This window comes from Pseudomonas sp. GM24 (assembly GCF_000282235.1).
In the GTDB taxonomy this organism is placed as follows: domain Bacteria; phylum Pseudomonadota; class Gammaproteobacteria; order Pseudomonadales; family Pseudomonadaceae; genus Aquipseudomonas.
On record NZ_AKJR01000235.1, the window covers coordinates 1 to 14798 of the forward strand.

The 14798-nt window shown below is 59.9% G+C and carries 12 protein-coding genes; 2 read left to right on the forward strand and 10 right to left on the reverse strand.

Translation table 11 applies throughout. The features are described from left to right. Window positions 1-135 precede the first annotated feature (135 nt). From PMI23_RS24850 to PMI23_RS24885, 8 genes are all read right to left on the reverse strand, one after another. The gene (locus PMI23_RS24850) at window positions 136-765 is read right to left on the reverse strand and encodes a glutathione S-transferase (RefSeq protein ID WP_007910004.1); all 630 of its coding nucleotides are present in this window, start codon (window positions 763-765) and stop codon (window positions 136-138) included. A 209-nt stretch (window positions 766-974) separates the two neighbouring features. Beyond that, on the reverse strand, window positions 975-1154 hold the full coding sequence (locus tag PMI23_RS24855) for a hypothetical protein (protein ID WP_007910007.1): 180 nt from the start codon (window positions 1152-1154) through the stop codon (window positions 975-977). Continuing rightward, on the reverse strand, window positions 1151-2281 hold the full coding sequence (locus PMI23_RS24860; RefSeq protein WP_007910008.1) for a PepSY-associated TM helix domain-containing protein: 1131 nt from the start codon (window positions 2279-2281) through the stop codon (window positions 1151-1153). Before PMI23_RS24860 ends, PMI23_RS24855 begins: the two co-directional genes overlap by 4 nt. Before the next feature lie 74 nt (window positions 2282-2355). After that, window positions 2356-4782, reverse strand: coding sequence for a TonB-dependent siderophore receptor (locus tag PMI23_RS24865; RefSeq protein ID WP_007910011.1), 2427 nt, complete (start codon window positions 4780-4782; stop codon window positions 2356-2358). A 231-nt stretch (window positions 4783-5013) separates the two neighbouring features. Beyond that, the gene (locus PMI23_RS24870; protein ID WP_007910012.1) at window positions 5014-5988 is read right to left on the reverse strand and encodes a FecR domain-containing protein; all 975 of its coding nucleotides are present in this window, start codon (window positions 5986-5988) and stop codon (window positions 5014-5016) included. Next, the gene (locus PMI23_RS24875; protein ID WP_007910013.1) at window positions 5985-6461 is read right to left on the reverse strand and encodes an RNA polymerase sigma factor; all 477 of its coding nucleotides are present in this window, start codon (window positions 6459-6461) and stop codon (window positions 5985-5987) included. The genes PMI23_RS24870 and PMI23_RS24875 overlap by 4 nt, the downstream gene beginning before the upstream one ends. A 351-nt stretch (window positions 6462-6812) precedes the next feature. Beyond that, window positions 6813-7520: a 3'-5' exonuclease gene (locus PMI23_RS24880; protein ID WP_007910014.1), complete on the reverse strand. Its 708-nt coding sequence runs from the start codon at window positions 7518-7520 to the stop codon at window positions 6813-6815. Further along, window positions 7517-9451, reverse strand: coding sequence for a putative nucleotidyltransferase substrate binding domain-containing protein (locus PMI23_RS24885; protein ID WP_311196957.1), 1935 nt, complete (start codon window positions 9449-9451; stop codon window positions 7517-7519). Before PMI23_RS24885 ends, PMI23_RS24880 begins: the two co-directional genes overlap by 4 nt. Window positions 9452-9708: 257 nt before the next feature. Between PMI23_RS24885 and PMI23_RS24890 the strand changes: the two genes are divergently transcribed. Beyond that, window positions 9709-10155, forward strand: coding sequence for a response regulator (locus PMI23_RS24890; protein ID WP_007910016.1), 447 nt, complete (start codon window positions 9709-9711; stop codon window positions 10153-10155). 193 nt (window positions 10156-10348) lie between these two features. Here the strand turns inward: PMI23_RS24890 and PMI23_RS24895 are convergent, their stop codons facing one another. Continuing rightward, entirely contained in the window at window positions 10349-12526 is a 2178-nt protein-coding gene (locus PMI23_RS24895; protein WP_007910017.1) for a malate synthase G, read from the reverse strand. A 504-nt stretch (window positions 12527-13030) separates the two neighbouring features. Here PMI23_RS24895 and PMI23_RS24900 point away from each other — a divergent pair. Continuing rightward, window positions 13031-13549 (forward strand): glycine cleavage system protein R, encoded by a 519-nt coding sequence (locus PMI23_RS24900; protein WP_007910018.1) that lies wholly within the window; start codon window positions 13031-13033, stop codon window positions 13547-13549. 223 nt (window positions 13550-13772) lie between these two features. Here the strand turns inward: PMI23_RS24900 and rarD are convergent, their stop codons facing one another. Further along, on the reverse strand, window positions 13773-14660 hold the full coding sequence (gene rarD / locus PMI23_RS24905; RefSeq protein WP_007910020.1) for an EamA family transporter RarD: 888 nt from the start codon (window positions 14658-14660) through the stop codon (window positions 13773-13775). Between the last annotated feature and the right edge of the window lie 138 nt (window positions 14661-14798).

Below are 14798 nucleotides of genomic sequence, written 5' to 3' on the forward strand. Positions count from 1 at the left end.
TGTGGAACCGAGTGGGTGCCATCGCTGGCAAGCCAGCTCCCACAATGAGTTCGGTGATGACATAAATCCCCGATCTACCACAAATCCTGTGGGAGCTGGCTTGCCAGCGAAGAGGCCGGAACAGGCGCCGCCGATTTAAGGCTTGGGCATCGTGGCGATCATGGACGGTCGCTGACTCACCTCAAAGTACCAGTTGGCCAGTTGCGGGTTGGCATCACGCCAGCCCAGGTCCGGGAAACGCAGATCGAGATAACCCAGCGCACACGCCACGCTGATCGCCGCGACATCGAAATGGCTGGTCAGCTCGGCAATGGCATCTTTTTCCAACACCGCGAGGGCACGGCGGATCTTGTCGCGCTGCGCTTCGAGCCATTCGTCCCAATGTTTTTCCGGCGCGCGCAGGACCATTTCATAACGCACCATCACCGACGCATCCATGATCCCGTCGGCCATCGATGCCAGGGTCAGACGCCGCCAGCGAGCCGCGCCTTCGCGGGGGATCAGCGGATTGCCGACGTGCTGCTGGTCGAGGTATTCGAGGATCACCCGGCTGTCATGGATGACGTTGCCGTCGGCCAGACGCAGGGCGGGAATCTTGCCCAGCGGGTTATCGACATTGAGTTCGGCGCTCGGGCTGACCGGGCTGAGCACACAGTCTTGCAAGGCGACGCGATCCTGCTGGCCGGTTTCGTGCAGCAACACCATCACTTTGCGCACAAACGGAGAGAGCGTGTTGTGGTACAGGGTCATGCTGGGGGCAGACATTGGCAAACCTCGGTGATCGTCGAAGAGCAGGTGGTTAGCCTAGTCAGAACCGCGATGGCTGGCGAGGGAATTTATGGCGCCCATCCGGCCGCCATCGCTGGCAAGCCAGCTCCCACAGGTTTTTGCAGTGAACACACATTTCAGGCCCAGCAGAGATCCTTGTGGGAGCTGGCTTGCCAGCGATGAGGCCATCACCGACAGCACAAAAACTACCTGCGCAGCAACAATCCCCTGATCGCCAGAAATGCCGGAACACCCAGCCCAACCCAGCTCAACACATCCCAAATCCCATCCCCCAGCAACGCCGCAAACAACCCCGCTGCACTCAGCAACGCAATCACGATCGGCGTGCTGAACACCTTCCAGAAATTCGACTGACGCGGCTTCATGCAGACGCCTCCGCCGTTTCCAGCAGGGGTTTGGCCGCTTTGCGCCGCACCACCCACAGATAAACGCCACTGCCGAGCACAATGATCGTCAACACATCGAGCGTGGCCCAGAGGATTTTCATCGGCATGCCGCCGTAATCACCAAAGTGCAACGGCTGCGACATGCCCATGGCGTCCATGTACCACGGACGTTCGGCCACGGCGGTGACCTGCAGCGTGGTGGCATCGATCAGCACCGGCGTCAGCAGATGCGAGGTCAGGTGCGTGCCGCCCTTCATGAACACCGAGTAATGGTGTTCGCTGGAAAAGCGTGTGCCGGGAAAGGCAATGAAGTCCGGTTTCATCTCCGGCGCAACTTCAGCAGCGATATCGAGCAAACGCGTGGCCGGCGCCAAGTGGGTCAGCGGTGGCGCATCGCGGTAAGGTTCGATCAGCGCAGTCAGTGCGTCATTGCGCCAGGCGGCGATCAGCAGGTCGGCGCAGGCGCTGATCACACCGGTCACGCCGACCACCAATGCCCAGGTCAGGGTGACCACGCCAATCAGGTTATGCAGGTCGAGCCAGCGCAGCCGTGTCGACTTGTCCTGACGCACCGTGCCGAACTTCAAACGGCGCATGAACGGCAGGTACAGCACCGTCCCGGATACGATGGCCACGACAAACAGCAGCCCCATGAACGCCAGCAACAATTTGCCCGGCAGCCCGGCGAACATGTCGACGTGCAGGCGCAGGATAAACAGCATCAAACCGCCGTTGGCCGACGGCGTTTCCAGCGCTTCACCGGTACGTGCATCGAGCATGAAGGTGTGCGACGAGTTCGGTTCAGTGCCGGCGGTTTTCGCCATGATCGTCAGTACGGCATTCGGCTCATCGTCATCGAAACCGAAGTACTGCACGACTTCATCGGGGCGATGTTTTTCGGCGGCCTCGACCAGTTGCGCCAGATTCAGCCGCGGCGTGTCGGCCGGCATCTCGCGCACTTCGGGCGCATCGCCGAGCAGGTGCTCGATCTCGTGATGGAAAATCAGCGGCAGACCGGTCAAGGCCAGCATCAGCAAAAACACGGTACAGACCAGGCTGGTCCAGGTGTGGATGAACGACCAGCGACGAATTGTTTTACTTTTCATTTCATGACCTTCAAAAACACCAAAGCCGTCCACGAAGGACGGCCTGGTCACAGGGCCTGTTTCAGCTCAGTTGCTTACCACTTGTAAGTGGCGCTGGCGACGACACTGCGCGTGTCGCCGTAGTAGCAGTAGAAGCTGTCGCAGGTGGAAATGTATTCCTTGTCGAACAGGTTGGTTGCGTTGACCGCCAGCGACGCGCCTTTGAGGCTGTTGTCCAGACGGCCGAGGTCGTAATGCACACTTGCGTCGAACACGGTGTAGGCGTCCGCTTTGCCCAGCCAGGTATTGGCCTTGTCGCCGTAGGTGTTGCCGGTGTAACGCACGCCACCGCCAATGCCGAAGCCGTCGAGGACGCCGGCGTGCCAGGTGTAATCGGTCCACAGCGACGCTTGCTGGTTCGGCATCAGTTGCAGGCGATTGCCCTTGTCGACGCCATTCTGCACTTCGGATTTGGCCAGGGTGTAGGCAGCGATGACTTTCAGGTTGTCGGTGACGTCGGAAACCGCTTCCAGCTCGAGGCCTTTGACTTTCACTTCGCCGGTCTGACTGGTGATCGAGACGTTGTTGACGAAGGTGTTAACCGAGACGTTCTTCTGGGTGAGGTCGTACACGGCGGCGGTCAGCAGGGTTTTGCTGCCCGGTGGCTGGTACTTGATGCCCAGTTCCCACTGCTTGCCTTCGGTCGGTTTGAGCGAACCGGTCGAGGTGGCGTCGGCGCCCGTGGTCGGCTGGAAGGATTCGGCGTACGACAGGTACGGCACGAAACCGTTGTCGAAGACATAACTGAGCGCTGCGTTGCCGCTGAAGGCCTTGTCACGCTGGGTGTTGGTGGCATCGCCCTTGTTGATGAACTTTGTGCTGGTGTGCACCCAGTCTTCACGGCCGCCGAGGGTCAGGCGCCACTGGTCGAGGGCCATCTGGTCCTGGATGTACAGGCCAGTCTGGTAGGTTTTCTGGTCGTAATCGTAAAACGCCGTGGAGCGCGCTGGACGTACGATTGGCTGGCCGTAGATCGGGGTGATCACGTTGGTGGTCAAACCGTCGCCGAAGATCGAGGTGTAGTTGGTGTTGCTGCGCTGATGATCCAGGCCCAGCAGCAGGGTGTGGCGGATGTCGCCGGTGGCGAAGTCGGCCTGGAAGTTGTTGTCCACGGCGAACTGACTGATGTCTTCTTCGACGCTGGTGCTGGTGCGCCCGACGTTGCCTTGATCATCCACTTCGGTGAACGGGTAGGAACCCGGCGTCAGCGACTGGAACGACAGATCCGACTTGGTGTAGCGCAGGTTCTGCTTGAACTGCCAGACATCGTTCAGACGATGTTCGAAGGCGTAGCCCAGCGCGTAGTAGGTGCGATCGTAATATTCCCAGTCCGGATCACCCAGATTCTTGTGGTGGGAGATATCGCCGAACGGTGACTTGATCTTGGTGCCCTGCACCGGCAGGAACTGGCTGGTGATGCCGGTATCGTCGCGGGTGAACTGGCTCAGCAGGGTGAGCTTGGTGTCGTCGTCGATGTTCCAGGTCAGGCTCGGCGCGATGTTGTAGCGCTTGTTGTCGACGTGATCGACCTGCGTGCCACTGTCGCGCACCACACCGCTGAGGCCATAGAGAAACTGGCCGGCGTCATCGATCTTGCCGGTGCTGGCGAAGTTGATCTGACGGTGGTTGTCGCTGCCGTACTGCAGCTGGATTTCGTTGCTGGCTTCGGCGCTTGGACGACGGCTGACCATGTCCAGCAAACCGCCCGGCGGGGTCTGGCCGTAAACCGAGGAGGCTGGGCCGCGCAGCAGGGCGAGGCGATCGAGGTTCCAGGTTTCCTGTTTCGGGTTGGCGTACACGCCTTTCGGCAGCGGCAGGCCATCGAGGAACTGGGTCGGTTCGAAACCGCGCACACGCAGCCAGTCGGCGCGGGTATCGCTGCCATAGCTGCTGGCGGTGATGCCCGGCATGTAGCGCACAGCATCGTCGAGGCTGTGCACGCTACGGTCGTCCATTTGCTGGCGAGTCGCGACGGAGATCGAACGCGGCGCTTCGACCAGTGCGGTGTCGGTCTTGCTGCCAGCGGCGGTACGGGTGGCGGTGTAGCCTTCGACCGGGCCCCAAGCGCTTTCGAAGTTTTCCACACCGATGACGGAAGTTTCCGGCAGGGCCAACGTTCCTTCAGGCACGGCAACAAGGGTGTAGGTGCCGGTGCTGCTTTGTTCCAGTTGCAGACCGGTGCCACGCAGGGCCGCGCGCAAGGCACCGGCCGCGTCGTATTGGCCGTTCACCGGTGCCGAGGTCTTGCCTGCGGCCAGCGACGGATTCAGCGACAGCGCGATGCCGCCCTGGCTGGCGATCTGGTTCAGCGTGGTCGATAGTGGCGCCGCCGGCAGATTGTAGGCGCGCACGCTGGACGCTTGTTCAGCGGCGAGCAACGGACTGCTGATCAGCGGCGCGCTGAGCGCGATAGCGACGGCCAGCAGACTGGGGCGCAACAAGGTGTCTAGCGAACGGGACATACGGCGGCTCCTGAATGGAAATATTTCTCAATTGCCTGTGTGCCGAATGAAAAGCGAAAAGTGATAGGGCTGGATGAAAATAATTTCGATTAACTGAAAGTGGAGGCTGTAGGGGCCTCATCGCTGGCAAGCCAGCTCCCACAGGTTTCAGTGCTGTTCACAAAATTGCTGCTCACCGCAGATCCCTGTGGGAGCTGGCTTGCCAGCGATGGCGGCCGCTCAGACACCGCATTACTCAGGCTTGATATCGGCCTTCGCGACAGTGACCCAATACGGCGTATGCCGCTCGATCTGCACCGGCAGGGTCGGCAGCAATGCGCTCAGGGCCTTATCGGTGTCATGCAGCGGAAAGCTGCCAGTGATGCGCAGGTCCGCCACTTCCGGGGCCACGCCCAGGTGCCCACGACGATAACGCCCCAGTTCATGCACCAGATCGCCAAGGCGCGCGTTATCCACCACCAACATGCCGCGGGTCCAGGCATCCGCGCCGGGATTGAGCGCGACGATCGAACCCAATCCATCACTGCGCAGCAGCACTTGCTGGCCTTCATGGAGAATTTGCTCTTCAGGATTGGATTGCGGGTGCGCCGCGACCGCCGACTGCAACACGCTCAGGCGCGTGCCTTCGTCTTCACGCTTGACCAGAAACCGCGTACCCAAGGCGCGCATGCTGCCTTCGCGGGTTTCGACGATAAAGGGACGCGCATCGCCATGACCGGTCTCGACGAGAATTTCGCCTTCCTGCAACACGATCAATCGGCGCTTGTCATCGAACCGCACATCCACCGCACTGTGGGTGTTCAGATTCAGCACCGTGCCGTCAGCCAGACGCACGGTGCGCTGTTCACCAGTCGCGGTGCGTTGATCGGCAAGCCAGTAATCCAGCGGCAGAAACCGTTCACTGGCGAACAACCCCAAACCAACAATCACTACAACGCTGGCCAACCCACTGCCAAGCTTGCGCACGCGCCGGCGAATGCCTTCGCGCGACTGTAGCAAGGCACTGCGTGCCGGGCCTTTAGCCACGCTGAAACGCTGATCGAGCATGCCCAGTTGTCGCCACGCCCGGGCGTGTTCTTCATGGGCCGCATGCCATTTGGCAAACTCCTCGCGCTCCAGCGGGCTGCTCGAGTCGAGGGTCAGTTGCCAGGCAATCGCCGCGTCCAGTACATGCGCCGGTACGGGGCTGGAACTGGCCGGACTCATGTCGGCTCACCGTACAGGGCGATGTAGCACTGACGAATGCCTTGCGCCAGATACTGACGCACACGCGGCACCGAGACGCCGAGCTTGTCGGCGATCTCGGCATGGCTGAGGCCATCGAGGCGGTTATAAAGGAAGGCGGCGCGGGCCTTGGTCGACAGTTTGCCGAGCAAGCGGTCGATGGCTTTGAGGTCTTCGAGGATCATTTGCTGTTCTTCCACCGACGGTTGCTCGCCTTCGGGGATCAGCATCAATTCGGTGAGGTAGGCCTGCTCCAGCGCTGCGCGGCGGAAGTAGTCGAACAGCAGGCCTTTGGCGATCGCCACCAGAAAGGCCCGCGGCTCGCGCGGTGTCAGCATTTCGTTGCGACCGAGCAGGCGCACAAAGGTGTCCTGACTCAGATCCTCGGCACGCTCTGGGCACGCCACATTGCGCCGCAGCCAAGCCAGCAGCCAACCGCGATGGTCGCGATACATCGCACCGACGAGCTCACTGTTAGGGCTTGGGACTGACGACACCGGACATCACCGATTGGGAAATGTTAACTAACGCGAATTGTTCGCGATTGTGGCAGAGGTGGGAATGGTTAGCAATTGGCCACTGGTCAGGTGGGCGTTTAAGGGCTGGCCCTCACCCTAGCCCTCCCGAAACGTAGGACCGCCCAGAGGGAGAGGGGACTGATCGGGGGATATTCTGGAGGTACACCGACCTGAGCGATCTTCAGTGAATCCATAATCGACCCGATTTCTCAGGTCGATGGAAAGTCCGAGACACCTCGGTCGGCCCCCTCTCCCTCCGGGAGAGGGCTGGGGTGAGGGGCTTTTGATTTAAAACGAAGGCGCCTGCTGCCTACGCTTCCACTGACTCAACCGCTGTTGCAAGTTCAACGGACTATGAATCTGCTGCCCCCGCGCCCGGCTGAACAGAATCAACGCCAGTTCCGCCGTCGCCAGCGCATCGGCACTCGCGTTATGCCGCTCGAACACCTCAAGCTTGAACCAGTCGATCCACTCATCCAGTCCAGCCTCACGAATGTGCGCCTGCGGACACACCAGCGGTGCAATGTCGGCGACATCAAGAAACACCTGCTGCAACTTGTGCCCCAGATGCTCCTTCAACGCGCGCCCGAGCATGTGCTGATCAAACGGCGCATGAAACGCCAATACCGGGCTGTCGCCGATAAATTCCATGAGTTCGAGCAACGCCTCGGCCGGCTCACTGCCCGCCGCAATCGCATTCGGCCCCAACCCGTGAATCAACACGCTGGGGCTGAGCTTCAATTCGCGACATTGCAACGTGCGTTCGAACTGCTGACTGAAATCGATCGCGCCGTCCTCGATCACCACCGCGCCAATCGACAACACTCGGTCTTTGCTCAGATTCAGCCCGGTAGTTTCAAGATCCAGCACCACCCAGCGCTGTTCGCGCAGTGTGCATTCGCTGAGCTGTGTAATCGTTGGCAACTGAGCCAGACGCTGCTGCAAATCCGCCGGCACCACCGCACTCGCCGGGCGCAGCCACGAAAACAGGCTCATAGCTGATACCGCAAGGTCAGGCTGCTTTGCAGGCGCTGCGCCTGACGCAAGGATTCACGCAGGATGCGCCGGTCCAGGTGATTGAGGCTGTCGGGGTCTACGCGGTTGGAATAGGGCAGATTCTCGCGGGTCTGCAACTGATGCTGCTGCATGCGCGTTTGCTGAATGAAGTGATACGCCTCTTCATACGCCGCGCCGTCCAGCCGTTCGATCACTTCTTTCTCGACCAACTGACGGAAGCGTTCGAGGGTGTTGTTGGCGTCGATACCGTTAGCCAGCGCGAGCAGTCGCGCGCCATCCACGAATGGCGTCAGCCCCTGCACCTTCAGATCCAGCGTGGCTTTCTCGCCATTCTTGCGCGCCAGCACAAACTCGCGGAAACGTCCCACCGGTGGACGATTGCGCAGGGCGTTCTCGGCCATCATGCGCTGGAACAAACGGTTGTCGCCGACTTGGTCAAGAATGCCCCGGCGCAACTGTTCGCAGCTTTTTTCATCGCCCCAGACCACGCGCAGATCGAAATAGATGCTCGACCCAAGAAGATTTTCCGGCGTCGCCTCGCGAATGAACGCCGCAAAACGCCGCGCCCATTCTGCCCGCGACAGACACAGCTCGGGGTTGCCGGCCATGATGTTGCCCTTGCACAGGGTGAAACCGCACAGCGCCAGACTCTGGTTGATCTGCTGGGCAATCGGCAGCAACTTGCCGCGAATCTCTGCCGCATGTGCTGCGTCCCGCGCGTCGAACAGAATGCCGTTGTCCTGATCGGTGTGCAGCGTCTGCTCGCGGCGACCTTCGCTGCCGAAACACAGCCAACTGAACGGCACGCCGGGATCGCCTTTTTCGGCGAGGGTCAGTTCGATGACGCGGCACACGGTGTGGTCGTTGAGCAGGGTGATGATGTGGGTGATCTGCGTCGAGGACGCACCGTGGGCGAGCATGCGTTCGACCAGTTGGCCGATCTCGCCGCGCAGGCTCACCAGTTGTTCGACGCGCTGGGCGCTGCGAATCGTCCGCGCCAGATGCACCAGATCGACCCGTTGCAGGGAAAACAGATCGCGCTCGGAGACCACGCCGCACAGGCGCTGATCCTTGACCAGGCAGACATGCGCGATGTGCCGTTCGGTCATGGCAATCGCCGCATCGAACGCACTGTGATCCGGCGAAAGATAAAAGGGCGAAGGCGTCATGTGGCGCTCGATGGCTTCGCCGAAATCGCCAATACCGGCGGCCACCACATGACGCAGATCGCGCAGGGTGAAAATGCCCAACGGCGCCTTGTGTTCATCCACCGCAACGATGCTGCCGACCTGCTGCTCGTGCATCAACTTCACCGCTTCGCGCAATGGCGTGTCCGGGCCGCAGGTCACTGGATGACGCATCGCCAGTTCGCCGAGTCGGGTGTTCAGCGAGTACTGCGTGCCGAGGGTTTCCACGGCTTTTTGCTGCACTTGCTGATTGACCTGATCAAGCAGGCTGCTGACCCCGCGCAAGGCGAAATCACGGAAGGCGTTGGACAGGGCGAACAGTTTGATGAACGCCAGTTTGTTCAGTTGCAGGCAGAACGTATCTTCGCCGGCCAGGTGTTCGGTGCGCGTCGCGCGTTCACCGAGCAGTGCGGCCAACGGAAAACATTCGCCGGTGGTGATTTCAAACGTCGTCTCGGTGCCGGGTTTGGTGATGTGCTGGCGTTCGCCAACCACCCGACCTTGTTTGACGATATAGAAATGTTCGACCGGGCCGTCGGCGGGTTTGATGATGCTCTCGCCCTGGCCGTAGAAACGCAGCTGACATTGCTCCACCAGATAAGCCAGGTGGGCGTGTTCCATCTGATTGAAGGGCGGGAAGCGCTGAAGGAATTGCAGGGTGCCCTGAATGTTCTGCAATACCGCGGTTTTCCCTGCCTGGGTGAAGGCGTCCGCTTTACTCATAACCATTACCGCAGTCTTTTCGAATTGTTGTTGTCGGATCGTTCTGGCCATGGTCGACCCCTGCGGGCGGGGTGCCCATTGGACGTAAGTCTAGGTTTTGCCACCATTGGCGCAGTTTCGGAGATGCCCTACGCAAACAGTCGGAAATTCCCTGGTTTGCCCCCTTGGAAAAAAATCCGACGAAGTGCACATTGAAGCTCTGCCCAGCGATGTCTGACCACTTGCCAAGGGACTGTTTTGAATATTTAGAGAGCGCCATGTCCGACCACGATATTTTGAGCGATGCCGAGCGAGAAGCGCTCAGTGCAGTCATGCTCGAACCTGACCTGCCACCTCAGCGTGTATTGATCGTTGATGACGACAAGGACGCCCGGGAGCTGTTGTCGGAGATTCTCGCGTTGGATGGCATTCGTTGCATGACCGCAGCCAGTGGCGAGACGGCGCTGAAGATGCTCGAAGAAAAGCCTTCGATCGGGCTGGTGATCACGGATCTGCGCATGGGCAATGTCGACGGCCTCGAGCTGATCCGTCAGGTGCGTGAGTCGGTTAGGGCAGCGATGCCGATCATCATCGTGTCCGGCGATGCTGATGTGAAAGACGCGATTGCGGCGATGCATTTGAGCGTGGTGGATTTTTTGCTCAAGCCGATTGATACGGGCAAGTTGTTGGCGTTGGTGAAACATGAATTAGGTATCGAACCCTAGGACCTGCCGCTCTTTCGCTTATCGTTCCCACGCTCTGCGTGGGAACGCTTCCACGGACGCTCCGCGTTCGGCTTTGGAAGGGACGCAGAGCGTCCCAGGCTGCATTCCCACGCGGAGCGTGGGAACGATCAACCAAACAAAAAAGCCCTGATCTCTCGATCAGGGCTTTTTCATGTCCGGCATTCAGCGCAAGTTACAAGCCGTTGGCCTTCTTGAACTCGCGACGACGACGGTGCAGCACCGGCTCGGTGTAGCCATTCGGCTGCTTGGTGCCTTCAACCACCAGTTCGACCGCCGCCTGGAAGGCGATGTTGCTGTCGAAGTTCGGTGCTAGCGGACGGTACAGCGGGTCGTTGGCGTTCTGACGATCCACCACCGGCGCCATGCGCTTGAGGCTTTCCATCACTTGCGCTTCGGTCACCACACCGTGGCGCAGCCAGTTGGCGATGTGCTGGCTGGAGATACGCAGCGTGGCACGGTCTTCCATCAGGCCGACGTCGTTGATGTCCGGTACTTTCGAGCAGCCAACACCCTGGTCAATCCAACGCACCACGTAACCGAGAATGCCCTGGGAATTGTTGTCCAGTTCGTTCTTGATTTGCTCTGGCGTCCAGTTCGGGTTGACCGCCAGCGGGATGGTCAGGATGTCGTCCACCGAAGCACGAGCACGTTTGGCCAGTTCGGCCTGACGGGCGAACACGTCGACCTTGTGATAATGCAGCGCGTGCAGCGCAGCAGCCGTCGGCGACGGTACCCAAGCGGTATTGGCGCCGGCCAGCGGGTGCGCGATTTTCTGCTCGAGCATCGCGGCCATCAGGTCGGGCATGGCCCACATGCCTTTACCGATTTGCGCACGACCTTGCAGGCCGGTGCTCAGACCGATATCGACGTTCCAGTTTTCATATGCGCCGATCCACTTCTCAGTCTTCATGTCAGCCTTGCGCACAACGGGGCCGGCTTCCATGGAGGTGTGGATTTCGTCGCCGGTACGGTCGAGGAAACCGGTGTTGATGAACACCACACGCTCGCTGGCTGCCTTGATGCAGGCCTTGAGGTTGACCGTGGTACGGCGTTCCTCGTCCATGATCCCGACTTTCAGCGTATTGCGCTTCAGGCCCAGCACGTCTTCGATGCGGCCGAACAGCTCGTTGGTGAACGCTGCTTCTTCCGGGCCGTGCATCTTCGGTTTAACGATGTAGACCGAACCGGTGCGAGTGTTGCGGCGCGAGGTGTTGCCGTTGAGGTTGTGCATCGCCGCGAGGCAAGTGACCAGACCGTCGAGGATGCCTTCCGGCACTTCGTGGCCGTCTTTGTCGAGGATCGCGTCGATGGTCATCAGGTGACCGACGTTACGCACGAACAGCAGCGAACGACCGTGCAACGTCACTTCACCGCCATTCGGCGCGGTGTAGGTGCGATCCGGGTTCATGGTGCGGGTGAAGGTCTGACCGCCCTTGGACACGGACTCCGACAGGTCGCCCTTCATCAGGCCGAGCCAGTTGCGGTAGATCACCACTTTGTCGTCAGCATCGACGGCGGCCACGGAGTCTTCGCAGTCCATGATGGTGGTCAGGGCCGCTTCCATCAGGATGTCTTTGACGCCGGCCGGGTCGGTCTGGCCAACCGGGGTAGTAGCGTCGACCTGGATTTCGAAGTGCAGACCGTTGTGTTTCAGCAAGATGGCGATTGGCGCGTTGGCGTCGCCCTGGAAACCGATCAGCTGAGCGTCATCGCGCAGGCCAGTATTGCTGCCGCCCTTGAGGGTGACCAGCAGTTTGCCGTCAGCGATTTTGTAGGCGGTCGAATCAACGTGGGAGCCAGCCGCCAATGGCGCAGCTTCGTCGAGGAACGCACGGGCGAAGGCGATGACTTTGTCGCCACGCACCTTGTTGTAGCCTTTGCCTTTTTCCGCGCCACCGTCTTCGCTGATCGCGTCGGTGCCGTAGAGGGCGTCATACAGCGAACCCCAGCGGGCGTTCGAGGCATTGAGAGCGAAGCGGGCGTTCATCACCGGCACAACAAGTTGTGGGCCGGCGGTGCGGGCGATTTCATCATCGACGTTTTGTGTCGTTGCCTGGAAATCAGCCGCTTCTGGCAGCAGATAACCGATTTCTTGCAGGAAGGCTTTATAGGCCACGGCGTCGTGCGCCTGACCGTTGCGTTCCTGATGCCAGGCATCGATACGAGCCTGGAAGTCATCGCGTTTGGCGAGTAGGGCTTTGTTCTTCGGCGCCAGGTCATGAATGACCTTGTCGGCACCTTCCCAGAACTTGTCGGCGGTGAGGCCGGTACCGGGAATGGCTTCGTTGTTCACGAAGTCGAACAGGACTTTGGCGACCTGCAGGCCACCGACTTGAACGTGTTCAGTCATTGCTTGCCTCACTCTGCTCAGCTATTTCGCTTTTCAGCTCTTCAATTTGACAATGAAGCCTCTGGCCATTTAAACCACAAACCTGCCGACCAGTACATGCCATTGCGGGCGGCTGGGCTGGGACCAATCAACGGCTTGGGGGCCTTGCTGACGGGGCTTTCAGGGTTGCGAACAGGCCTTGGGCAGACATCGATCCAGCGTTATGTAGTGCGCGCTGCGGCATACTACATGATGAGTTGCGCTTGTGAAAATCAGACTAATTACGTCGTTCTGCGACCTCATGTCGCATTGCGGTCACATCGCGGAACGGGATGTTCTCAAAAAACCATTGGATTGTTCCAGCTAAATATAAAAAGTTGTACACATAAATGCTATTTGGCTGCTATGGCACCGGTTTATGTGGGAGCGAGTCTGCTCGCGAAAGCGTCGGTCGCCTCAACGCAAATTCGACCCTTGCCTATACTTCCCCTTCTATAACAAAAGTCATGACAAGAGGGCGACGCCATGGACCATCTCGTACTCACCGTATTCGCCCCGGACAAGCCCGGGCAGGTCGAGCGCATCGCCCAATGCATCGCCGAGCATGGCGGTAACTGGCTGGAAAGCCGCATGTCGCGGATGGCCGGGCAGTTTGCGGGCATTCTTCGGGTGGGCGTGCCAGCGGAGGCTTACGACGAATTAGTCGATTCCCTACAAGCACTGTCGACGCATGGCATCCGCGTATTGATTGCCGAGAGTGGTATCGAGCAGTCCTGCACCTGGAAACCGATCGCCATGGAGTTGGTGGGCAATGATCGTCCCGGCATCGTGCGCGACATCACCCGGCTGTTGAGCGAGCAAGGCGTCAACCTTGAGCGGCTGGTGACGGAAGTGCGCCCGGCACCGATGAGCAGTGAACCGCTGTTCCACGCTGAGGCGATTCTTGCAGTGCCACTGACCTTGTCGCTCGACGTCTTGCAGTCGCGCCTGGAAACCCTGGCCGATGATCTGATGGTCGAACTGGTGTTACGCACAGACGTTTAAACGCTGACCGGGTTATCCAGTTTAAACGTGCACCTGCCTGTGGATAACCTGTAGAGACTGCCCGCATCGCTAGGCCCGCCGTGGCTTTGCTGGAGTTGATCAAAAAACCGCCAACATTCAGTGACTTGCACACAAACGGCGGGGATCACGCTGTGGATAACCTTGGGAAGGAACGATGCAGGCCACGAGAACCGTGGCCTGCGAGGCTTTGTACGTTTTTTGATCAGCTGCGCCGGCGCAAACTGATCACGGCATCGACGCTGTAAACGGCCAGACCGGCCCAAATGAAGATAAACGCGACTAACGTGCTCGACGACAAGTGCTCACCGAACAGCAACACCGCTTGCAGCAGCACCAGGGTCGGCGCCAGGTATTGCAGGAAGCCGATGGTGGTGTAAGGCAAGTGGCGCGTGGCGGCGTTGAAGCACACCAGCGGCACCAATGTCACCGGACCGGCCGCCACCAGCCACCAGGCTTGGGACGTGGTCCAGAACTCCGGTTGAGCGCTGGTCGCGGTCTGGTTGAAGAGCAGCCAGGCAATCGCGATCGGCACCAGCATCCAGGTTTCCACCACCAGCCCCGGCAACGCTTTGACTGGCGCCTGTTTGCGGATCAGACCGTAGAAGCCGAACGTCAGCGCCAGCACCAGCGACACCCACGGCAGACTGCCGACCTGCCAGACCTGTTGCGCTACACCGACCGCTGCCAGACCGACCGCGATCCACTGCATCCGCCGCAAGCGTTCGCCAAGAATCAACATGCCCAAGAGCACATTTACCAACGGGTTGATGTAGTAACCGAGACTCGCTTCGAGCATGCGCCCGTTATTCACCGACCACACGTAGGTCAGCCAGTTGGCCGCGATCAGCGTTCCGCTCAAGGCCAGAATCGCCAGTCGCTTGGGATTGTCGAGCAACTCGCGCAACCAGCCCGGGTGTTTCCACACCATCAGCAACAGCGCACCAAACAGCGCCGACCACAACACCCGATGGATGATGATCTCGACCGCCGGAACCTCGGCGATGGCTTTGAAGTAGATCGGGAACAGGCCCCAGATGATGTAGGCACTCAGGCCCAGAATGTACCCGCGACGCGGGTTGGCGGCTTGCATGCAGAATCCTTGCTTAGGCAGCTAACAAAGGAGGGATTGTAAGGAGGTTGTATAGATGTGTCGTGTCAGAAAGCGAAAAGATCGCAGCCTTCGGCAGCTCCTACAGGGGAATGCGATCCCTGTAGGAGCTGCCGAAGG

Bases quoted from the DNA above. Each gene is read 5' to 3' on its own strand.
- PMI23_RS24850 (WP_007910004.1), bottom strand. From the start codon at position 765: ATGTCTGCCCCCAGCATGACCCTGTACCACAACACGCTCTCTCCGTTT.
- PMI23_RS24855 (WP_007910007.1), bottom strand. From the start codon at position 1,154: ATGAAGCCGCGTCAGTCGAATTTCTGGAAGGTGTTCAGCACGCCGATC.
- PMI23_RS24860 (WP_007910008.1), bottom strand. From the start codon at position 2,281: ATGAAAAGTAAAACAATTCGTCGCTGGTCGTTCATCCACACCTGGACC.
- PMI23_RS24865 (WP_007910011.1), bottom strand. From the start codon at position 4,782: ATGTCCCGTTCGCTAGACACCTTGTTGCGCCCCAGTCTGCTGGCCGTC.
- PMI23_RS24870 (WP_007910012.1), bottom strand. From the start codon at position 5,988: ATGAGTCCGGCCAGTTCCAGCCCCGTACCGGCGCATGTACTGGACGCG.
- PMI23_RS24875 (WP_007910013.1), bottom strand. From the start codon at position 6,461: ATGTATCGCGACCATCGCGGTTGGCTGCTGGCTTGGCTGCGGCGCAAT.
- PMI23_RS24880 (WP_007910014.1), bottom strand. From the start codon at position 7,520: ATGAGCCTGTTTTCGTGGCTGCGCCCGGCGAGTGCGGTGGTGCCGGCG.
- PMI23_RS24885 (WP_311196957.1), bottom strand. From the start codon at position 9,451: ATGAGTAAAGCGGACGCCTTCACCCAGGCAGGGAAAACCGCGGTATTG.
- PMI23_RS24890 (WP_007910016.1), top strand. From the start codon at position 9,709: ATGTCCGACCACGATATTTTGAGCGATGCCGAGCGAGAAGCGCTCAGT.
- PMI23_RS24895 (WP_007910017.1), bottom strand. From the start codon at position 12,526: ATGACTGAACACGTTCAAGTCGGTGGCCTGCAGGTCGCCAAAGTCCTG.
- PMI23_RS24900 (WP_007910018.1), top strand. From the start codon at position 13,031: ATGGACCATCTCGTACTCACCGTATTCGCCCCGGACAAGCCCGGGCAG.
- rarD (WP_007910020.1), bottom strand. From the start codon at position 14,660: ATGCAAGCCGCCAACCCGCGTCGCGGGTACATTCTGGGCCTGAGTGCC.